A 21,628-nucleotide genomic window follows, 5' to 3' on the forward strand; every position below is an offset into this window, starting at 1 on the left:
AGTGTCGCTCTAGCCATCGTCCGTGAGCAATTGAGTCGCTGGTATTCCGTTTTCTTGAAGGAATGAAAGCAACTTCACTAGGTTCTCCACGTTAGCGGCTTTATCTGCGCCAATGATGATCGGTTTTTTATCCGTTGAACCAGTCTCTTCTAACAGGGCAATCTTGAAATTTTCCCAGTCGATGTATTCTTGGCCGTTAATTGCCCAGTAGGGTTCGCGGTCTAAAATATTGACGCTAATCGAATCCTTGTGGACTTCAGAAACGTTTTTAACATCCGAGCTTGGCAGCTCAACTTCTAGCGATTCCAGCTTTACCGATGCCGTAAGCAATAGAAAAACCATCACGATAAAAATGATGTCGAGCAGCGGTGTTAAGTCCGGCGCTAGGCTCTGTGTGTGAGATGAGTGGGGCGTTTTAATCATGCTTGACTCACATCACCGATAGAGGTTTTGTTGATAGGCTTACCTTGAGTATCATCAGACTGATTGGTTTGAATCGACATGCCTTCTAGCCACACATTCACATAGTTCAATGTATGCTCCAATTGAGCTAGCACTCGATCGGCCCATAGCCCGAGTAGCTGAGCACCAGAAATAGCTGGAAGCGCAATCATTAAACCTGCTGCTGTGGTTCGCATTGCTAATCCAAGACCATCTGCCAAATCATTAGGCGTGATGCTGCCTGTTGTCGCGGCAACGCCTTTAAACATCTCAATAAGACCAAGTACCGTACCAAGCAAGCCGATGAGTGGGCTTATCACGCCGATCAAACCAAGCAGTCTTAAACCGGCATGAAGCTGGTGGCGTTTTTCTTGTAGCCAGATTCCAGCAGCATCTTCACGTAGTCCTTTCGAAAAAGAGTGGTGAGCAAGCAACATTGACACGCCCTTGTACAGTAGCGGGCGTTTACCTGAAATCGACTGAGCAAGCGCTTCAATCTCTTTGCTGTTGGTTGGTGAGGTTTGGTTTAACTCGCGACGAATGGCACGTTTGCCCACACCAATGCTGAGCATGACTTGGAAGACACGTTCAGCGATGATCATTGCTGTTAATGCTGAGCAGATAAGAAGAGGCCAAGTCATTAAGCCAAGTTGATCTTGTAAGTAACTGATTTGTTGCATGATTAATCCAACCTAAAACGAACAGGTATTTGTACTCGGTGAGCAATAGCTCGACCATTGACAGTGTGAGGTGAGAATTTCCATTGTTTAATGGCATCTAATGCGGCGTTATCGAGCATTAGCGCGCCTGATGAATTTACTAATGCTTGTTTAATTTGTTTGCCTTCAGCGTCTAGCCAGATCTCATAAGTCGCGACACCTTCAACGCCACGACGTCTTGCTTGGCGAGGGTAATTCGGTGGGGTAGGACGCGCAGAGAACGAAGGCTTAGTGACTAAAACCGGCTCTTGGTTTGATACGCCTTGGTTTACTTCCTGAGACTGGTTGGCAGATTCGTCCATATTCTTATCGACTTTCTTGTCGGCCAGTTTCTCTGGTTGAGTGGCTGGCTCTGGGCGTTCTTTCTTCACCACCTTTTTCTCAGTCACTGGTTTCTTTTGAACAGGCTTTTTCTCGACAACCTTCTTTTCAATCACTTTTTTCTCAACTTTCTTTGGTTGAGGTTTATTGGTGATCGCTTTTTTCTTTGGGGTTGGCTTAGCTTGCTTTGGCTCAACCGTTTTTGGTTCGGCTTGCGAGACGGTTTCTTTTATTGGCTCAGGTTTAACTGGCTCTGTGATTGTTTTTTGCTGAGCTTGTGAAGGAACGCTCTTAGGAGTGAAGTTGATCGATACCGTGTTCGATTGGCTACCTGCAGGCATCGCAAATACTTTGGATTCTTGAGCGACAAACAACAACGCGGCATGAATCACTAACGATGCACCGCCTGCAATAACATATCTAGGAACGTTCACAATCAATCCTTTACCAAATCAAAATTCTGTATCGGATTATTGCCTAGAATCTAAATAAGATCAATTATCAATTGCATTATCATTTGCGTGTATTTATGATTCTCTCAGTTTTTAGCGAATAGTCTTCCAGACTTTGCTATGTAAGTGTTTAGAGAGATTATATGAGTCTTAATATTTATAAATTTGACGAATCAATATTGGGCGTTTCTAGCCCTGATCCGCTTCGTTTTGCGTTTGCGAAAAAGCATTCTGCACACGCCGGAGGAAGTTCAATTCCGGTCGACCCCAGTAAGAAGTTAGAACTCTTTGACGAACTGATGCTGAGTGAAGGGAAAAAACAGGATACGCGTTGCTTGTATATCCACATTCCTTTCTGTCGTGTGCGTTGTACGTTCTGCAATTTCTTCCAAAATGCCGCAAGCCGTAAATTAGTGGATGAGTATTTCGATGCACTGATGGTCGAGCTAAAGCAGAAAGCCAAAACACCTTGGGCTCAGTCTGGACTATTTCACGCCGTCTATATTGGTGGCGGAACTCCCACCGATTTGTCGTCTCAACAAGTTGAGCAGCTGGGTAAAGCGATTCGTCAATATTTCCCACTAGCAAACGATGTTGAGATGACATTGGAAGGGCGCATCAATCGATTTGGTGACGAGATGTTTGATCGTGCGCTTGAAGGTGGCTTCAATCGTTTCTCGTTCGGTATTCAAAGTTTCAATACTCAGGTTCGACGTAGTGCTAAGCGCCTAGATGACCGAGAGGTTGTGCTAGAACGTATCAGTTCACTAAGCCGCACCGAGCAAGCGCCAATCGTTCTTGATCTGTTATACGGATTACCACACCAATCTATGGAAGTGTTCCAACAAGATTTAGAAGACTACATGTCTACTGGCGCACACGGCATTGACCTCTACCAACTGATTGTTGCGGGCAATGCACCTATGCTTAATCTTGTTGAGAAAGGAAAAATCCCACCGCCTGCGAATACGCCAGATAAGGCGAGCATGTATTTGGCGGGTGTGGAGTTCATGGCAAAAAATAAGGTCAAGCAACTGAGCGTAAACCACTGGACTCGTGATAACCGCGAACGCAGCATTTACAACAGCTTAGCGAAAACTTATGCCGAAGTTCTACCCATTGGTTGTGGCGCTGGTGGCAACATCGGCGGTCATGGTGTGATGCAGCATCGAACTTTAGACAGCTACATGGAGTCTATAAAGCAAGGTCAATTACCTATTGCCATGATGACTAAGCAAAGCTCATTAGAGCCTATCTTCTCAACATTAAAGGCAGGTTTCGATTCTGGTGTTGTTAGAAGAAGTACGCTACCGAGATTTATGGGGCAAGATACGTTCGACTACCTCAAGCCTTTGTTCGCGCATTGGGAAAAGAACGGTTTAGTTGAGCTTTCGGAAGATTATCTGAGCCTGACTATTGCTGGCAGCTTTTGGGCGGTAAGCCTAGCGCAGAGTGTGATTCAAGTGCTTAACGCTGAATACCAAGCTATGCACCCAGCGCCTAAAGCGTCAGGTTCGGGCGTACACCCGCATGCAAGTTTGAAGCACGCTTAATATCGAATTTTTAGTTTATAACTTACTCGTTTATACGGAACATATTCAATGACAGATACAACATTAGAAATGACAGAAACTCTAGAACAACGCGTAGCTCTAATTTTAGAAGAAGAGCCAAAACTACTGCCAACAGCAATTGCTGAGAAGCTAGGTGTTTCAGAGGTTGAAGTGGTTGCTGCTTTTCCAAACGACATGGCGGTAATGCTAGATGGCAGCCGTGCTCAAGAGATTCTAGAAGGTTTAGTGGGTTGGGGCCCTGTGACCACTATCGTGCATTCATTTGGTTCTATCTTTGAAGTTAAAGCGCCATTCCCGAAAGGTAAGGTAGCGCGTGGTTACTACAACCTAATGGGCAAAGAGGGCGAGCTTCATGGTCACCTTAAACTTGATAACGTTAAACATATCGGTTTGGTGAGCAAGGCGTTCATGGGTCGTGAAAGTCATTACTTCGGCTTCTTCAGTGAAACCGGTGAGAACATTTTTAAGATTTACCTAGGCCGCAACGAAAAGCATGAGCTTATTGCCGACCAAGTAGAACGCTTCAAAGCGCTAAAAGAACAAGCTTAAGTTCAATTTACAGTAAATAATCAGCAGCAATCTTACATAGGGTTGCCAACTGGCTTAAACAAGACATCAATGCTCGAGGATCGTTTAGTTCGCTAATGATCGCTCAACCTTGGGCAAAAATAATAAATCAGAGAAAGTGAAGAAAGGAATTACCCATGGAACAGCAAGTAAAACAAGAACGTCTACAAGGTCGCCTAGGTCCAGAAATTAAAGAGTTTCGCCAAGAGCGCCGTACCCTTCAACTTGCAACGGTTGATGAAGAAGGTCGCCCGAACGTAAGTTACGCACCTTTCGTTCAGAACCAAGAAGGTTACTTTGTTCTAATTTCTGATATTGCTCGTCATGCTCGCAACTTGAAAGCGAACCCTCAGGTCTCTTTGATGATGATTGAAGACGAAGAGAGCTCGAAGCAACTTTACGCACGTAAACGTTTAACGTTTGATGCTCAAGCAAGTGTTGTGGAGCGTGAAACGGAACTTTGGACTCAAGTGATTGGCCAGATGCAAGAGCGTTTTGGTGAAATCATTGATGGTTTGAGCCAACTTCAAGACTTCTCTCTGTTTAACCTTAAAGCTGAGAACGGCCTGTTCGTTAAAGGCTTTGGTCAGGCATACCAAGTGTCAGGCGACGATCTGGTGGATTTCGTTCACCTACAAGAAGGTCACAAAAAAGTATCTAACGAGTAATCTCGTTTAATCGATTTCTTTAGGAGCCCTCCAATGTGAGGGCTTTTTTATGTCTAAATCAAAGAGTTTGGTATATTGGCGTTTGATGACTATTTATATGTAAGGATCGGTACGTGAAACCAGTAAGTCGAGATTGGGACGAGTTCTGTTACCCGTTTATTTATGAAGACAGTCCTATCTGTGATTTTGAGATTTTGTCTGATGAACTTTGTTGCCGAGTTGGATTGGTGTTGTCTTTAGAGTTAGAGCCTCAGGTTCGTGAGATCCTGCAACGCTTGCAGCCAAACATCTACCATTTGAATGGCTCTGTGCGCGGTAAGCTTGCCATCACCGAGTCTGAATTGGTCGAGCTCAAGCAAGATTATCATCGTATCCGTGAGCAGTTAGAAGGGGGGGGTAAAGGCTTTGTCTTACCCGGTGGACACCGAGTGTCTAGTGAACTTCACTTGTGTCGTTGTCAGGCTAAGAAAGTTGTGCGAGCTTTGGTGAGTATTGAACATCATGAAAGCAAAAAGTCGCCAGACCCGATTCTTTTTAAATACGCCAACCTAGTCGCGAACACTCTCTATGCATTGGCCTCTTTTACCAATCATGTGAATGAAGTCGAGGAAGTGGAATTTGTGAGTAAGAGCTACTCTATGCCGAAAAAGTCTATGCCAGAAAACAAAGACTAACGGTTAGCTCTATTCTTATTAAGATTTGAAGAAAGAAGAGACTAAGAAGCTAAACCATTGAGCACTATGCCAGGTTTAGCTTCTATAACAGAGCCTAAGCAGCCGTAGAGGCGCCGTTTAAGACTTTTGCGCCGCGTAGCATAGCTTCGATTAATTCACCCGCGTTGAACTTCTCAAGCGCTTCATGCGCCCCCACTTGATTAGCACGGTCGACACAGATCTCACTGGACAGTGAGGTATGCAAAATACAGTAAGCGTGACTTAAAGCGCTGTCGTTTTGCACTTCAAATGCAAGCTCATAACCATCTAATCCCGGCATCTCGATATCACTCACCAGAAGATCAATGGCATTGCCAGCGCTGGCTTGGCGTCGCATTAGGTCGATGGCATCTAAACCGTTGTTACATATGCTGTAAGGGATGTTGATGCTGTCTAAGGCATCAGATAACTGTTTACGTGCAATCAAAGAGTCATCCACTAATAAGATGTTCAATGCTTTGAGGCGTTCCCTTTCTACATCGGTCAGCATCGGGATATGAGCATTCTCATAAGCTGGGTAGATCTTAGAAAGCAGCAGTTCCACATCGAGCATTTGCACAATACGGTCTTCAAAACGTGTAATACCCGTTACAAACACATTGCGACCCACACTGGTGGGTGGAGATTCAATGCTCTTCCAGTCGCATTCAATGATTTTATCAATTGAACGAACCAAGAACGCCACAACTGTTCTCAAACAGTCAGTAACGATGAGTACACAATCTTGGTATTCAGCGGGTGTTATCGGACGGAAGCCAATCGCAGCGGACATATCAATCACAGGAACTGTAAGGTCGCGGATAGTCACTGTACCAATCACGTGATGATGGGAGTAGGGGATCTGAGTCATCGGCTGAAAAGGGACGATTTCTCTGACCTTAAGCGTGCCAATCGCAAAACTTTGAGTGAGGGACAACTTGAACATCAACATTCCCTGTGACTGACTCGCTTTACTGATCGGTTTGGCCATAAGTGGCTCCTACTTAATACGCGCTTAATTTATAAGGATTAATTTAAAGGGAAATGGAAGCCGCAGCAAGTCGCGATGCGGTTTTTAATGGCCTTTAAGGCAGTTGTTTTCGGTTATAGAGTGAAGAATAGCGGTTCTTGGGTTAAAATCACGCTAAATACTCGCTGTCGATGGTTAGTCGACAAGCAGACAGCAACAAACTGAGAATTATCATGGCAAGAACAGCAGCAGCGCTTCATATTCTGGTGAAGCATAAAGAACTAGCAGAAGACATCATGACGCAGCTTAAAAAGGGCGCTAAATTTCAAACGCTAGCGAAGAAACATTCAACCTGTCCATCTGGTAAAAAGGGCGGCGACCTAGGTGAGTTCAAAAAAGGTCAAATGGTGCCTCAGTTTGATAAGGTTTGTTTCTCTGGCGAGACGCTTGTACCACACCTTGTGAAAACAAAATTTGGCTGGCACGTCGTGAAGGTTCTTTACAGAACTTAGTTATAAATATGTGTTAGATTGAATAAAAGGAGCGTATATACGCTCCTTTTTTGTGACTTTTGTGCGCGTTTTAAAGCACTACGGTTGAGTGTTCATCCCAGACGTTATGCGATAATTGGTGCTACGCCCTCAACCATCCACCGTGAGTAATTGGTAGGAGGAGGAGGGTTTTTAATGAGTAACTCATATAATAAATGCCATTCTTGAGGAAATTTATTGCAGCTTTGCCTTTTAGCCTTTGCCTTTTCTAAAAAGCTGTAAACGAGTTTGGTAGGAGAACAACATGGAGAGTTCAGCTATGTTAAGCAAACCAGCGACAGATGTCATATTGCATGCCTTTGACTGGTGCTACGCTGACGTAATGAAGAACGCCCCACTGATCCAAGAGTTGGGTTATAAATCTGTTTTAGTATCACCGGCGATGAAATCGCTGCGCGGCCCTAAAGGTTGCGATCGAAATTCTGGTACTCAATGGTGGCAACGCTATCAGCCCCAAGACTATCGTGTGATCGATAATCAGTTGGGTGACACACAAGATTTTAAAGCGATGGTCGACACGTTAAAGCGACATGGGCTTCGTACTTATGTGGATGTGGTGTTTAACCACATGGCCAACGAATCGGGTATCCGCGGTGATCTAACGTATCCCAATCAGCAAGACATGGCGTCTTATCAAAAAGATGTTGACTATTATGAATCCATACGTTTGTTTGGTGACCTTTCTGAGCCTCTTTTTGATGAGAACGACTTCGTGGAAGCGTTTGGTATCAAGAACTGGAAAGACACGTGGGAAGTGCAAAACGGGCGTATTACCGGTGGCGCCAGCGATCCTGGCCTGCCAACGCTACTCGATAACGATAATGTGGTGGCACAACAAAGAGCCTACCTAAAAGCACTGAAAGAGATTGGTGTGAAAGGATTTCGCATTGATGCGGCAAAGCATATGACACTGGCACACCTACGCAAGGTGTGGACGGATGACATCTGCGAAGAAATGCACATCTTCGGTGAGATCATTACCGATGGCGGCGCGACAGAAGAAGAGTATGAGCTGTTCCTTGAGCCTTATCTTAAACACACTCGCTTAGGCGCTTACGATTTCCCGTTGTTCAACACCATCTTCAAAGCATTTGAAGAGCAGGGCAGCTTTAAGTCTTTGATTAACCCATACTGTTTTGGTCAGGCTCTGTCGAATATGCGAGCGATCACGTTTGCGGTCACTCATGATATTCCCAATAACGAGGTGTTTTTGGAGCATGTGATGGATGAAGTGGATGAGCGATTGGCTCATGCTTTCATTCTTGGTCGAGACGGCGGTGTGCCGCTTGTTTACAGTGAACTGAGCACCAGCGGTATTCTGGACAAGAGCGGTCAGCCTCGTTGGCTTAACGACTGGCAAGCGCCTTACATGAAAAGCATGATTCAATTCCATAACCATGTTCATGGCGAAGCGATGCGTGTGGTTGAAGCTAATGATGATTTGTTGGTGTTTGTCCGTGGCGATAAAGGCATTGTGGTGATCAACAAGTCGAAGCGAAGCAAAACAGCCTCATTAAATTGGACTGGTGCGGTAACCGATTTACTGTCGGATGATGTGTTTGAATGTGTTGGTAAGGATTTAACCATCAAGGTGGAATCGAACCAATGTATGATGTTAACGACGAATGAATTGAAGCCTGTCACGAGTTAACTTGGATAGACTAGAAAGAGAAGCCCCGCTTACTGGCAATCAGTAATCGGGGCTTTTTATTTTAAGCTATTGCTCGGTAACTAAACCAAATGGCGACTCAGCCAAACGGCAACTGAGCCAAACCTTGGTTAAACCGTAAACTTATTCAATAGCTCGTCTTGTTGGCGAACATTGTCCGTTTGAACCTGCATTGCTGTGTTCGCTTCTTGAGCTGCGTTGGATACTTGTGTTGAAAGGTCTTTGATCTTAACAGTGTTGTTATTGATCTCTTCCGCTACTAAGCTCTGCTCTTCTGCCGCTGAAGCAATCTGGATGTTCATATCTGAGATGCGTTGAATCGCGTCACGGATACGGTCAAGTGAAGAGTTCGCTTGCTGAGCGCGTTCAACGGCGTCAGTGGCTGTGTCTTTACTTTGGTTCATCGCGTTCGATACTGAGCTTGCACCCGCTTGGAGCTGCTCGATCATGTTGCGGATTTCCGTAGTTGATTCTTGAGTACGTTGTGCCAGAGTACGAACTTCATCGGCAACGACTGCGAAACCACGGCCTGATTCACCAGCACGCGCCGCTTCAATAGCCGCATTCAATGCCAGTAGGTTGGTTTGGTCTGCAATATCGTTGATTACTTTTAGAATTGTTTCGATGTTGGCTGTTGCTGATTCAAGTACTTGTACTTCGGCAACCGCTTGGTCGATACGTGCTGAAAGGTTATCAATCGCTTGAGTGGTGTCACTTACGACAGATGTGCCGTCTAGCGTTGCTTCGTCTGCTTCACGGGCTGCCGCTGCTGCGCCTTGAGCATTGTTTGCAACTTCAGTTGCAGTAACCGCCATCTCGTTCATTGCAGTCGCTAACTGTTCAAGCTCTTCCAGTTGGGTATTCATCGCTTTCGCTGATTCGCCTGCACCTTTAACCGTGATTTCAGTACCACGCTTAATTTCAACACCAATCGCTTTCGATTGAATGATCTGATTTTGCAGGTTTTCAGTAAAGGTGTTGAAACCTTTCGCTAGGTCAGAGAACTCTTTGTCTGTGTTGGTATCTAGGCGCTTAGTTAGGTCACCTTGTCCACTTGCCACATCTTGAATCGCTTGGTTAAGTGCATCCAGTGGACGCATTAACACACGAATCAGAACTGTTAGAGCAATGATGCTTAGAATCACCGCAATCAATGAGTAGATCATTGAGCTGTTCTTCAATTCTTCAACCGTTTGGAAAGCGATCTCTTCATCAAGGATGGCACCGATGTACCAATCTTCACTTGGGATGTGGGTGAAGTTAACTAGGAACATTTTGCCGTCGACTTCAATTTCTTGAGAGCCTTCACGAATAGTCGCTTGAGGCATGTAGCTCGAAAGCGTTTCACCGTTGTTTTTCGCATTCGGGTGAGCAATCGTGGTGCCGTCCGCTGTTACTAGGAACAGGTAACCCGCATCAAACAAGTTCACTTGGTTGACCAAGGTAGCAAGGTTCGTCAATTCTAGGTCGTAGAACATACCCGCAGTAAAGCGGCCGTTGTCTTTAACTGGAGTACCTACTGATATGATGACTTTCTTACTTGATGCATCCACATAAGGAGCGGTAACAACTAAACTGTTTTTGGATTTAGCATCAATGTACCAAGGACGAATTCGTGGGTCGTAGTCTGGACCGGCATCCCAACCATCATCATTTTCAATAACGAAACCGTTTGCTTCATAACCAAAACCAACCGCTAGGAAGCTGTTTTTAAGCTTTGGCTTTTCTAAGATTTCTTTAACGTAAGCGCGATCTTCAGGGTTGATCTCGATGACTTCAGTCGTCGATTGAGCCAACGCTTTCTTGGCGTTCATCTCCGATACGACGGTATTTTTCACGCCCGAGACCATCTCTTTCAGGCTCGCATTGACGTGGTTTTCTACTGCACTTCTTACAGTGTAAAGTTGTTGTATTGAAAGCAATGATACTGTCACTAGCAGCAAGGCTGATGATGCAGCAACCACCTTATGGCTAAATTTCATTGAGTTTTCCCCTTCTCACAGGCTTTGCGAAGACTAAAGTTAATCGTGTTTTTGTAATTATATATATCGACTAGATTGGATTTTACTTGAATGTAATTTCACAAAATAGACTACAAAAATACAACAACCTAAACAATGCAAAATTCACTAAAGCGCATATTTGTTGCTTTTAGTATTTGGTTCAATGAGTTGGGGAATGGGGCTAGACGGAGTTTAAGGAGGAATTAAGAATGTATTAATTTGATAGTTATGCGTTCAGTTTTCTATTAAAAAGAGGCGGGGTGAACAAACGATATGAAATCAAATGACATGCAGAACTTATAAAGTAATTGAACTCCAAATAATACTGTATATATTTTCGCAAATAAAAAGCCCCACAAAAGTGAGGCTTTATAAACTGAATCTTTATTGAGTTACATAAGTAGTATCTAATTTAGAATATTAGATGCGCTACACCAGCGATAACTGGAAGCGTAATTAACGTACGTAGAATAAAGATAATAAACAGTTCTAAGATGTTCACTGGAATCTTACTGCCTAGAAGCAGAGCGCCCACTTCAGACATGTAGATCAGCTGAGTTACCGACATTGCTGCAATAACAAAGCGAGTCATCTCGTTGTCGATAGAAGCCGCAAGGATTGCTGGAATAAACATATCCGCAAAACCAACAACAATCGTTTCAGATGCTGCAACCGCTTCAGGAACACCAAGTAGCTCTAGGAATGGAATGAAAGGCTGACCTAGGATTGAGAACACAGACGTGTATTCCGCAATAACCAGTGCCATTGTACCTAAACCCATAACAACAGGCAGTACGCCAAATACCATATCTACGGCGTTACGAACGCCTTCGCCAAATACAGATTTAGCCGACTTTACTTGAGATGCTTTATTTACCGCTAGCTCAAGACCCCAAGAGAACGTTGAGTGACCTGCTGGGATCGCGTTAGCGTCTTTGTGCGGCTTGCTGCCATCAATGAAAGTATCTTTCTTCATGCTTAGTGGTGGAAGGCGAGGGATGATCACCGCTGCCACAATACCCGCTAAACAGATTGCTGCGTAGAAAGGTAGGAACAGGTGCTCTAGTTCTACCTGAGCAATAACCACAAGACTGAATGTGATAGATACTGCTGAGAAAGTCGTACCAACAACCGCAGCTTCACGCTGAGTGTAGAATTTCTTCTCGTACTGTTTGCTTGTAAGCAGGATACCAACACTGCCGTCACCCAACCAAGAAGCCATACAGTCAATAGCACTGCGGCCTGGTAGGTTGAAGATTGGACGCATGATTTTACTTAGTAGCGTGCCAAACAGCTCTAGTAGACCAAAGTTAAGTAGAAGCGGAAGTAGCAAACCAGCAAAGATGAATACTGAGAACAGTGTCGGAAGCAGGCCTTCTAGAACCAGACCACCAGTATTTTCTTCCCAAATAACCTCAGGGCCAACTTGGAAGAAAGCCATAACGGCTGCAGCACCACCAATTAAACGAACCAGCAACCACAGTGGAGATGGGTTGAAAAGGCCGTTTAAAAATGAATTTGATGTAATGAATGTAGGCTTAAAAATGGTGCTTAAAACTGAAGCTACAGACATGAAAGCAACGATCGCAGTGATGATAGGAACTAGATATTCACCGAAAACCGCTTGAATTGATTTGGCTAAGATAGCTACAGGGATGGTTAGATCACCTTGATAGCTGATTGGCGCCATGAAAAGGAATAAACCAATCAATGATGGGATTAAGAAAACCCAGAAACTGCCTTTAGATTTCTCTGTTTGAGCAGTATTCTTGTTGTTAGACATGTTATTGTTCTCGAATTTCTACACGTAAAAAAGCCACATCCTTGGCATTTTTATTCACTAAACGTCCGTATTTTCTCATTGGGTGCAAGATTACCCAGTATTAATATCGCTTGCAATACTATTCATCAAATATAGCTAAATATTCACACTGGTTATTCTGCAACGTATTAAGAGTTTAGAATAAAGTGTTGCGGATGTTACGTAGTTTGAGGTTATATTGCCAGATATTTATAAATTGACTGAGGTTTCAGTTCGATAGGTCAAGTATAACCAGTAGCTAAACGCAATAATGAAAGCAAAAGAGGCAGGGAAAGCCAATGCCAAGATTTCGAAGCGTTGGAACAGACAAGCGCCAATTAAGCCGCCAAACAGGAAGCCAACCACAATGAAAATTAGCAGTTTGGCTTTACGGCGGTCAAAAGGCATCCCCTTTAAGCGAGCGCCAATCATGATCCCAAGATCGGTAATGATCCCGCTCATGTGTGTTGTTCGAATGATTGCCCCACTGTAAGTGGTGATCATCGCGTTCTGCAAACCACACGCGGCTGAAGCGAAATACTGACCTGAAGTATAGCCTTGCAACAGTGTCCACAGCGCCAAAAACAGCAATCCACCCTCAATACATAGTGCAACACCGTAACGGCGTCCTAACTTCAATGCTTGGTTTTCAATAAAGAACCCGCTGAACGCCGCACCTAACATGAAGCTCATGATCACCAATAGGAGGTGAACAGAAGCCGAGGTCGGTGTAAGCAGGCTACTGCCTAGCAAAGACATGGTGCCGGAGATATGGGAGATAGCTTGATGTTGGAAGCCAAGTAAGCCGATAGCATTAACACTGCCAGCAAGACCAGCTAACAAAAGGGCGCCGTATTCAACCCAGCGAGGTAACTTAGAAATCATGTGGTTCACCCTGGGTTAAATAGAGGAGCAAGATTATAACGCTAGACAAAAGATACGCTAGCGCTGTGAAGCGGTGATATTTGATCTTAGGCAACAGTATTGCAGTTTGTTTTAATACTGTTGCTATATAAAGATAACGGTCAATAACGAGATAAAGATAACGCTCAATGACGAACTAGTTGTAATGGCTCATTTGGTGGTCGAACTTAACCCAACCGTGTTTGCGTTCTTCATAAACCGAAAAGCTCGGCAGTGGGAAGTCTTGCTCTTTAAATAATCCGAGCGGGACGATATAAAAATCAGCGGCGGCAACCGACTGCAAAAGCATGGTGGTGCCACACTTGGGACAAAACTGATAGGTGACTTCATTACCCGTATCGCTGATGCGTGAAAAAGAGGTCACTTCACCGCTGAGTGTAACTTGTTCTATTGGGAACCGAGCCTGAATGCCGAACACACTTCCGGTGCGTTTCTGACACTCATAGCAATGGCAGACAGATGTACGTTGAGGTTCACCTCGGCATACTAGGTTGACTGCTCCACAGCGGCATTCGCAACTTCTGATATTTCTATCTTTAATATGATTGATATCCATCCATGCTCCACTTCTGGTTAACCCTGTATTGATAATTATACTAAAGCCCTTTATGGTCTGCACAACTGGATGAAAACAAAAGAATATAATTGCCCATGAAAAAGAAAATCTTACCTATCCCTCTGATTCTACTGATTCCAATTGTCATGCTGGTTGTGGTGATAGTAGCGGGTATTTATCGCTTTAGCTTAAGTGATGAAGAGATCTTGGCGAAGTTTCCTTCTTCTCAAGTGAGTTATGACCCAGTCGTAGAAACCGTTTTTGATTTGAAGACGACCAATCCATGGACAATTAAAGTTCCTGAGACTAACGCCTACGCTTTTATCAATGAAGTTGATGACCCTAGAGCCATCGCGTTTGGACGCTATGACTCAGGTGTTGAGCGCGGTGTGGTAACGGTAGACACAAATAATCTTTCAGCCGCCACGCTGGGCAAGGCGAGTTTCTTTGTCGCGCCGATGTGGATATCTAACCAAGGCAGCGGTGTGTTCTATTATCTAGGCCTGTTTAAACATGACCAGCAACGAAGCCGCGTGGTGTTAGTCGACCAACTTTTACTGGGTGACCGTATACAAATTCAGACATTGGGGGTCGCTCAGCTGCCAGATTCGCAATCACAGAATAAACTTACTGGGGAAGGTTTTATCGGCTTTACTCAGCATTCTGCGGAACAATCATTTGCAGAACCCCCTTCTGAAAAGGTGTTAATGAGTTTTTCTTTTGATACGCAATCAATTGGTAAGCAATAACGTTTGCGTGAATGTAAGGATCTGTTGTTTATGTGAGTCAAATTACATATTATCTTAGTTAGATGAATGAAATTTAGACACACTTAGCTTTGTGTCCGCTTATTTTTACAAATGGAGCTTGCGAATGATTAATAAACGTTTTTTTAAGACGAAAGATGAAGTTGAAGTGACCTTCGAGCTAGAAGCTCAGGAAGCGAACTCTGTATCCATCGTTGCTGACTTTCTTGATTGGAAAGCCACCCCAATGAAAAAGCTGGCCAAAGGGAAGGTTTACAAGTTTAAAACTCGTCTACCTAAAGATGGCGAGTTTCAATTCCGCTACCTAGTTGATGACCAACAATGGGTGAACGATGCGAATGCCGATCGTTACATCCCAAATGAGTTTGGTGAAGACAACTGCCTAGTGTCGACGGTAAACGCATAATCTTTTCTTAAAACCAGCGACTAATTCGCTTCGTTTATTAATTATTCGAAACGGAATAACGTCAACCAATAGAAAGCAGAAACTAGCCGTTTCTGCTTTTTTATTTTTAAATTTAGCGGTTAATTTTATTTCTTATCTAGTGGCTCTTTATCTACGGCAACTCAATGACTTAGGCTAAGTTGGGAAGATTCACATCATATTATGACAATGCATTGATGATTTATGCGTTTGAAAAGCATATCCTATGCCTTTATATCGTAGAAAGACCTGTTTACCGTGTATTCAAAAATATTGCCCTCTCCGTTTGCTGAGCTTTCACCTGTAAAAAAAGTAGCTATTTTGGGACTGCCACTTATTGCTGCGATTGGTGTTGCTTTGCAATCGTCACAATCGGATCTGACGAAAACGATCGATCTTGATTTGCCCGACTCAACCGTTATTGAGTCAATTCTGTCACCATCTTCTGTTACCGTTATTGAGCCGCCGACATTTGAGTATCAAATTCAAACGGGCGATAACTTGAGTAGCATCTTCACTCAGCTTGGATTTTCTTACAAATCGATGATGAGCGTGATGGAAACTGATTTGAACTTCCTTGCTTTAGATACGCTTCGTCCGGGTAATACATTACGCTTTTGGCGTGATGAAGCGACGGGCGACCTTTCCAAAATGGAACTTCAATTTAGTGTTGCAGATAAAGTGGTTTACCGACTGCTTGAAGATGGTACATACGAGTTTGAAGATATCTCTATTCCGGGCGAGTGGAAGCAGCGACCTCTCGTGGGTGATATTCATGGCAGCTTCTCAATGTCGGCGAATAAAGCTGGCCTGAACAGCCTCGAGATTGACCATATTGTGACTCTTCTTAAAGATAAGCTGAACTTTAGCCGCGACCTACGTGCTGGCGATCAGTTTGAAGTGCTTCAAAAAGCGCAATATGTTGATGGTGTTGCAACCGGAAAACGTGAAATTGAAGCAATTAAGATCATGAATCGTAACCGCGTTGTGTCAGCATACTTACACACTGACGGACAATATTACGATGCTAATGGCGATAGCTTACAACGTGCTTTCCAACGTTACCCAGTGAGCAGTAGCTGGCGCCAAAGTTCTCAGTTTAACCCTAAGCGCTTACACCCTGTGACTGGCCGCATTTCACCGCACAACGGTACGGATTTCGCGACACCAATTGGCACACCTGTTCAAGCAACGGGTGATGGCAAAGTGATCATGACGCGTAAACACCCTTATGCGGGTAACTATGTGGTGATTCAACACGGTAGCACTTATAAAACGCGCTACTTGCACTTAAGCAAGATCCTTGTTCGTAAAGGACAAACGGTATCTCGTGGTCAACGTATTGGCCTATCGGGTAAAACGGGTCGAGTGACAGGTGCTCACTTGCACTATGAACTGATCGAACGTGGTCGCCCTGTTGATGCGATGAAAGCGAATATCCCAATGGCTGATTCTGTGCCTAAAAAGGAAAAAGCGACATTCACAGCCGAGAGAGATGAAGCCGACAAGCTATTGAAGGCAGCGTTAGAAACGCGCAATCTAGCAATGGTTAATAATGCTAGTAAGTAGCTAGCCATTAAACTGTTTTAAAGCCGCAAGAGCATCACAAAGCACAGTCAGTGTTAAGTGATGCTCTTGCGGCTTTTTAGTTCTCAATAGAAGGTTCGGTAAGGGTTTAAACTAAAGGCTCTGAGTGCGCGACATAGCTAACGATAGCTTCAGGTCGCATTGGAGGTGAGTAGAGGTAACCTTGGATCTTGTCACATCCCATCGCGTGCAGCTTTTCTAATTGCTCACGCTTCTCAACACCTTCCGCAACCAAAGATACATCGAGTCTATGGGCCAGTTGAACAATCAGCCATACTACGCTCTCTGAGGTCGAACTAGTTAACAAGTCTCGAATAAAGGTCGCATCAATTTTAATGCAATCGATAGGGTAGCTGTGGATGTAGTTCAAACTGGAGTAGCCTGTACCAAAGTCGTCGAGTGCAATCGTGAAGCCTTGTCCTCTCAGAAAGTTAAGCGCGGATTTTGTCTCTTGTGTTGGCGATAACAGAACGGTTTCGGTTAACTCGATAACAAACTCATTCGCCTTAAAATGGTGCTGTTCAATGGTTCGAGTCAGGTAGGATATATAACGTTTCGAATCAGTAAGCTCGTGCGCAGAGCAGTTGATTCCAAGTTTAACCTTGTAGCCCAAGCCTTGCTCTAGTGTGGTTTTAGCGCGGCACACCAATTCAATAATGCGTTCACCTAATTCGACAATCAGCCCTGACTCTTCTGCCACTTGAATAAACTCTACGGGTGAGATGTCTCCATGTCTGGCGGTTTTCCAGCGAGTCAGTACCTCGAAATATTCCCATTGCGTTTCACCTTGACCCACAATCGGCTGTACCACTACGTACATTCCATTGCTGTCGGGGATATAGCTTTGTGAAATTGGGTTTTCCAGCTCACTTCGTAGCGCTGCGACTAGCTCGGTTTTTCTTTGGTAACGAACTCTTAAGTGAGTGTCATAACATTGAATATGAGTATCTTGGCTGTGTTTACACTCTTTAAGCGCCAAGCTGGTATTGAAGATGATTTGCTCAACGTCTTTGTTGTCTCCATCCGAACTGGCAATACCGATGCTGACGTCGAAATCTATCTTGATATCAACGCTACTGTAGCCCTGCTTAATTTTGGCCAGTATTTGTTCGCACACGGCTATCGGATCAGAATGGTAGGTGATGAAGGCGAACTCGTTGCCAGCAGTCCGGAAAGTCAGGTTGCTTTCGGGTAAGGTTCTCCGCAAGGTTTCTGCGACAAACTGCAGCACCTTGTCGCCAATATAATTACCGTGCATATCATTAATGGCTTTGAAGCTATTGATATCGAGTAAAGCCAATGTAAAAGGAGTGACGCTCTGTTGAGTAATCGACTCTAAGGTATCTGATAAACAGCTTCGGTTGAGTAACCCGGTTAGGCTGTCGTGTGACACCTCATAACTAAGCTGATTTACAAGTTGTTCGGAACGATCGTTAAACCACATTTCACGCAAGGTGTGGATGATGATGTCGGCGAACAATTGATGGTGCTTTACCACGTCTTGTTGCTGATCAGGGCTAAGAGGCGAGGTGAACGTTGAAAACAGCACGCCCATCACTTCGCCACTTTGAGTTTGAGTCGGGATCGCGATGGAGTTTTGTGAGGTGATTTCCTGCCTAAATGCCGATGTTGGCAATGACTGGACGATGTACTGAGAAAATGAGCAATCTGGGTGTCTTTGATTGACGGCTTGTTGGTAGATGTGACCATGGCGCGCATTGATTTTGTCATGTAATACATGATCAGAATGGGCGATCACCAAAGGAACGGTTTGGTCAGGGAAGTACTTCTTCTCAATGATGCTAGTGTATTGAGTATCAAAGGTCTGATGTAAAGTAAGCACAGCTGACTCTAAAAGGTCGATACCTTCCAATTTCAGCAAACGGCCAATGCGCTCTGTGTCTATCATGCTATTGTGCGTATGTTGAGTCATAGCCACCACCCCTAGTTAACCAGATTCACTGTGTAAGCGGTATACGTATTATCTTGTATATGTGCGAACTTGTATAATCTATATGCGTCAAGTTTATTATTGACCGTGTTGTATAACTTTTCAAATTAAAACGTGACTTATTTCACAGAGCTTGCGTGCTACGCTCTTTGTCTAGCCTGTCTTTCAGATGGTCCAAAAAGAGCTTGGTTCGCGTGTGCGAGTAATCAAGCTTAGGGTAGTACGCGTAAACCATCACTTCGTCGGCGGTAATATTTGGCAATACTGGAACTAATGTCCCTTGCTTTAGATCCTCTTTGATCATCGCTTTGATGGTTAACAGTACGCCCATTCCTCGCTTCGCAGCATGAAACAAAGCCTCTGGATTAGTGGTCGCAAAGTTACCGTTTAACGTTATTCGCTGCCCTTTGGTGAGTGCTACTTCACGGGTCGGACGCTCTCCCCAAATTAACGAGTTGTGTTGCTCCAAATCTTGCTCGCAAGTGGGGTAGCCGTGTTTGGCAAGATAGCTTGGTGCTGCATAGAAGCTGGCTCTGTGTTCAAACAGCGGTGTTTTCTTGAAGCTTAATGAGTTGAGTTGTTCTAGTTCACGACTGATTACCAAGTCCAAGCCAAGCTCGGGTAATTGACCGGGCGTAGTGGTGATGAGTTGTACCTTAATATCAGGGTACTTTTCTAAGAAGTCGTCCATGTATTGCACCAGAAACTTAGAGCCAACCGCAATCGTAGCGCCAATCTTTAATAGGCCTGCTGGGGTTTGGTTAACCGAGCGAGTCTCATCAATAATGGACTGCCAATTGTCGAGCTGATCCTTGGCTCGCAGGTAAAAGAGCGCACCTGCTTCGGTTTGGCTAATTGATCGCGTGGTACGCTTTAACAGTTGGGTGCCGATGCGCTCTTCTAACCAGTTCACTCTTTTACTGATCGCCGAGCTGGTGGTGTTCAGCTTTCGAGCAGCACCATTGAAGCTGCCTTCTTCGACTACTCTGACGTAGCTTTTTACGTTAAGAATCCAATCCATATTATTTCCTGTTGGGACTTAATAAAATTCCAATTTAGCTAATTATCAATTATTGGTTTTGAATGTAAACTCGTCTAATGAACAAATATCAAACGAATAGGGAATTTTTTGAGCCAATCGACCTTTAAAAAAACACCGTTACTCTTAGCAATGATGATTATTGCTACGGGGCAGGTGGGTGTGAGCATCTACTTGCCAGCATTACCGTTAATTGCTTCTGATTTAAGTGCTACTCAAGTAGATGTACAGCTTCTCGTCACGCTGTTTCTGGTGGGTTTTGGCTTGTCTCAGCTATTTTACGGACCGATGTCCGATGCGGTGGGAAGAAGACCTATCTTCTTGTTAGGTCAGGGTGTTTATTTGATTGGTACAGTCGTTTGTGTTGTGTTTTCTGACAATATGACGGCGCTAGAAGTTGGTCGCTTGCTGCAAGGTTTAGGGGCGGGCAGTGCCTCGGTTCTTGGGCGAAGTGTGCTTCGTGACAGCTATGATGGTTCACAGCTTACCAAAGCGTTGTCTTATATCTCGATCACCGCGTCGATTATGCCGATCATCGCGCCTGTATTTGGTGGCTGGATTTCATTCCACCTTGGTTGGCAGGCGGTGTTCCTTTTCGTTCTATTGTATTTACTGGCGATATTCACACTGGGTTACTTCGTGTTGCATGAAACTCTGCCATATGGGAAGAGCCGTTTTGAAGTCAGCCAAGTGGTAAAGAACTACGGACGCTTGTTAACGAATCGCCAAGTGATAAGCAGCGCCAGTTATAACTGGATGAGTTATATGGCGAGTTTGGTATCGTTATCTTTGTTCCCATTCTTAATGCAAGAGCAATTGGGGCTGACCGCCGCTGAGTATGGTTCATTGATGATTGTCCCTTCGGCAGGCTTACTGATAGGTAGCGTCGCTTTAAACTTACTCAATCGTAGGTTTAGTACGCCCCAACTGATGAGCCTAGCTATTTTGATTATCTTGGCATCGGGAACTTGGCTTCTTACTCATGAGTTATCCATCTTTAACTTGGTTTGGGCGTTTACTTGGTTGGCGATAGCACAAGGCATTTCGTTCCCATTATCAATCAGCATGTTATTAGAACCTCATAAGAAGCAAGCGGGCGCAGTATCGGCATTGTCGGGCTCTATTCAGATGTGTTTAGCGGGTTTATTGGGTGGGTATCTGGTAGAAAGTTGGGTCACGACTCATCTACAGTTAGGCGTGTTCTACCTCATTATTGGCGCAGCCATGGGCGGAGTGCTTTGGTCTTCAACCAAAATGAACAACAAAGGCGATACTGTTGAAGTGGAATATAGCTAAACACTAAATTCACTATCGTTTAACGCACCATCGTTAATACGTTGTATTTGTGCTGATGGTTTTCTACAATGCTTCGGTCCATTGAATAGGTAAGAACAAAATGCAGCAAAATGAATTTGAAGTACTGGTAAAAGCTATCTGCGCACTAGATGGCCTGCCTCAAGCGCTTGAGCTATTGAAATCCAATGAGGATACAGAAGTCGCTGAGGCTGCTGCATCACTGACTGGTCAATTTGCACTTGCTGAAGTGGAAGGCGAAAAGCGTATTTACCACGTGACGCTTCAAGAAAATGAACAAGGCGAAGAGCAAGAGTACATCGAACATGTTATGAATGAGGGCGATGACTTAATCAAATTTGCAGCTTGGTTCTTTGAAACGATGTTTGAATTGAAGCAAAAAGACACATACCAAATTGCCGGTAAAACTTACAGACAGCCAAAGCGCAGCTAGGTTTCTCAGTAAAGCATTTTAGAAAGCAGCTCTATTGAGCTGCTTTTTTTATCAGTGTCTAAATCAATGTCTTGGGTTGTTATTAGGAATGGAGCATTAAGCTCAAACCAGAATTTAGGTTAACTCATTGATATACAAAAACAATGCTGATTAGCACAGAGACAAAATTAGGCTAATTGCAAATGAATGCTTAATATTGCATTAA

At 44.2% G+C, this 21,628-nt stretch carries 21 protein-coding genes; 11 read left to right on the forward strand and 10 right to left on the reverse strand.

Features of this window, described 5'->3' with window-relative positions:
- Positions 1-9: 9 nt before the first annotated feature.
- Genes AB4167_RS01345 through AB4167_RS01355 form a run of 3 tightly spaced genes read right to left on the reverse strand, consistent with a single transcriptional unit; the run spans position 10 to position 1,915 of the window.
- A complete protein-coding gene (locus AB4167_RS01345) occupies positions 10-423 on the reverse strand; it encodes a biopolymer transporter ExbD (protein WP_017062756.1) in 414 nt (137 codons plus the stop codon).
- Positions 420-1,121, reverse strand: a complete 702-nt coding sequence (locus tag AB4167_RS01350; RefSeq protein ID WP_065583702.1) for a MotA/TolQ/ExbB proton channel family protein — start codon at positions 1,119-1,121, stop codon at positions 420-422. Before AB4167_RS01350 ends, AB4167_RS01345 begins: the two co-directional genes overlap by 4 nt.
- 2 nt (positions 1,122-1,123) lie before the next feature.
- Entirely contained in the window at positions 1,124-1,915 is a 792-nt protein-coding gene (locus AB4167_RS01355) for a TonB family protein (protein ID WP_372136000.1), read from the reverse strand.
- Between the two features lie 161 nt (positions 1,916-2,076).
- Here AB4167_RS01355 and hutW point away from each other — a divergent pair, with 161 nt between their 5' ends.
- From hutW to AB4167_RS01375, 4 genes are all read left to right on the forward strand, one after another.
- Positions 2,077-3,486, forward strand: coding sequence for a heme anaerobic degradation radical SAM methyltransferase ChuW/HutW (gene hutW / locus AB4167_RS01360; RefSeq protein ID WP_017062753.1), 1,410 nt, complete (start codon positions 2,077-2,079; stop codon positions 3,484-3,486).
- A gap of 48 nt (positions 3,487-3,534) precedes the next feature.
- A complete protein-coding gene (gene hutX, locus AB4167_RS01365; RefSeq protein ID WP_372136001.1) occupies positions 3,535-4,056 on the forward strand; it encodes a heme utilization cystosolic carrier protein HutX in 522 nt (173 codons plus the stop codon).
- Positions 4,057-4,211: 155 nt separating this feature from the next.
- The gene (gene hutZ / locus AB4167_RS01370) at positions 4,212-4,742 is read left to right on the forward strand and encodes a heme utilization protein HutZ (protein WP_004731858.1); all 531 of its coding nucleotides are present in this window, start codon (positions 4,212-4,214) and stop codon (positions 4,740-4,742) included.
- Between the two features lie 113 nt (positions 4,743-4,855).
- Positions 4,856-5,416 (forward strand): ATP:cob(I)alamin adenosyltransferase, encoded by a 561-nt coding sequence (locus AB4167_RS01375; RefSeq protein WP_372129687.1) that lies wholly within the window; start codon positions 4,856-4,858, stop codon positions 5,414-5,416.
- 94 nt (positions 5,417-5,510) lie between these two features.
- Here AB4167_RS01375 and AB4167_RS01380 read toward each other — a convergent pair whose 3' ends face one another.
- Positions 5,511-6,425, reverse strand: a complete 915-nt coding sequence (locus AB4167_RS01380; RefSeq protein WP_017062751.1) for a chemotaxis protein — start codon at positions 6,423-6,425, stop codon at positions 5,511-5,513.
- Between the two features lie 170 nt (positions 6,426-6,595).
- Here AB4167_RS01380 and ppiC point away from each other — a divergent pair, with 170 nt between their 5' ends.
- Positions 6,596-6,916 (forward strand): peptidylprolyl isomerase PpiC, encoded by a 321-nt coding sequence (ppiC, locus tag AB4167_RS01385; protein WP_017630085.1) that lies wholly within the window; start codon positions 6,596-6,598, stop codon positions 6,914-6,916.
- A gap of 283 nt (positions 6,917-7,199) precedes the next feature.
- Entirely contained in the window at positions 7,200-8,606 is a 1,407-nt protein-coding gene (locus AB4167_RS01390; RefSeq protein WP_372136002.1) for an alpha-amylase family glycosyl hydrolase, read from the forward strand.
- Positions 8,607-8,734: 128 nt separating this feature from the next.
- On the opposite strand, the gene AB4167_RS01395 is transcribed toward AB4167_RS01390, so the two are convergent.
- From AB4167_RS01395 to AB4167_RS01410, 4 genes are all read right to left on the reverse strand, one after another.
- Complete coding sequence (locus AB4167_RS01395; RefSeq protein ID WP_372136003.1) at positions 8,735-10,606, reverse strand: methyl-accepting chemotaxis protein; 1,872 nt, start codon at positions 10,604-10,606, stop codon at positions 8,735-8,737.
- Between the two features lie 433 nt (positions 10,607-11,039).
- A complete protein-coding gene (locus tag AB4167_RS01400) occupies positions 11,040-12,410 on the reverse strand; it encodes a YjiH family protein (RefSeq protein WP_372136004.1) in 1,371 nt (456 codons plus the stop codon).
- Between the two features lie 228 nt (positions 12,411-12,638).
- Positions 12,639-13,313 (reverse strand): YoaK family protein, encoded by a 675-nt coding sequence (locus tag AB4167_RS01405; protein ID WP_372136005.1) that lies wholly within the window; start codon positions 13,311-13,313, stop codon positions 12,639-12,641.
- Positions 13,314-13,488: 175 nt separating this feature from the next.
- Positions 13,489-13,971 (reverse strand): GFA family protein, encoded by a 483-nt coding sequence (locus AB4167_RS01410; protein WP_170791798.1) that lies wholly within the window; start codon positions 13,969-13,971, stop codon positions 13,489-13,491.
- A 32-nt stretch (positions 13,972-14,003) separates the two neighbouring features.
- On the opposite strand from AB4167_RS01410, the gene AB4167_RS01415 reads away from it, so the two are divergent.
- The 3 genes from AB4167_RS01415 to AB4167_RS01425 all read left to right on the forward strand — a co-directional run bounded on the left by AB4167_RS01415 (position 14,004) and on the right by AB4167_RS01425 (position 16,668).
- Positions 14,004-14,657: a hypothetical protein gene (locus AB4167_RS01415; protein ID WP_372136006.1), complete on the forward strand. Its 654-nt coding sequence runs from the start codon at positions 14,004-14,006 to the stop codon at positions 14,655-14,657.
- Positions 14,658-14,781: 124 nt separating this feature from the next.
- Positions 14,782-15,081, forward strand: coding sequence for an isoamylase early set domain-containing protein (locus AB4167_RS01420; RefSeq protein ID WP_009845720.1), 300 nt, complete (start codon positions 14,782-14,784; stop codon positions 15,079-15,081).
- A gap of 276 nt (positions 15,082-15,357) precedes the next feature.
- A complete protein-coding gene (locus AB4167_RS01425; RefSeq protein WP_372136007.1) occupies positions 15,358-16,668 on the forward strand; it encodes a peptidoglycan DD-metalloendopeptidase family protein in 1,311 nt (436 codons plus the stop codon).
- Between the two features lie 106 nt (positions 16,669-16,774).
- Here AB4167_RS01425 and AB4167_RS01430 read toward each other — a convergent pair whose 3' ends face one another.
- Both AB4167_RS01430 and AB4167_RS01435 read right to left on the reverse strand, forming a co-directional pair.
- Positions 16,775-18,619, reverse strand: coding sequence for a bifunctional diguanylate cyclase/phosphodiesterase (locus tag AB4167_RS01430; protein WP_104216192.1), 1,845 nt, complete (start codon positions 18,617-18,619; stop codon positions 16,775-16,777).
- Between the two features lie 142 nt (positions 18,620-18,761).
- Positions 18,762-19,658 carry a LysR family transcriptional regulator gene (locus AB4167_RS01435; protein WP_017068382.1) on the reverse strand — a complete coding sequence of 299 codons (897 nt, stop codon included), beginning with the start codon at positions 19,656-19,658 and terminating at the stop codon, positions 18,762-18,764.
- A 108-nt stretch (positions 19,659-19,766) separates the two neighbouring features.
- Here AB4167_RS01435 and AB4167_RS01440 point away from each other — a divergent pair, with 108 nt between their 5' ends.
- Both AB4167_RS01440 and AB4167_RS01445 read left to right on the forward strand, forming a co-directional pair.
- Positions 19,767-20,972 carry a multidrug effflux MFS transporter gene (locus tag AB4167_RS01440; protein ID WP_017071617.1) on the forward strand — a complete coding sequence of 402 codons (1,206 nt, stop codon included), beginning with the start codon at positions 19,767-19,769 and terminating at the stop codon, positions 20,970-20,972.
- A gap of 100 nt (positions 20,973-21,072) precedes the next feature.
- On the forward strand, positions 21,073-21,423 hold the full coding sequence (locus AB4167_RS01445; RefSeq protein WP_017057980.1) for a hypothetical protein: 351 nt from the start codon (positions 21,073-21,075) through the stop codon (positions 21,421-21,423).
- Positions 21,424-21,628: the final 205 nt, after the last annotated feature.

The organism is Vibrio sp. 10N.286.49.E11, assembly GCF_041469505.1.
GTDB classification, from domain to species: Bacteria; Pseudomonadota; Gammaproteobacteria; order Enterobacterales; family Vibrionaceae; genus Vibrio; species Vibrio crassostreae_C.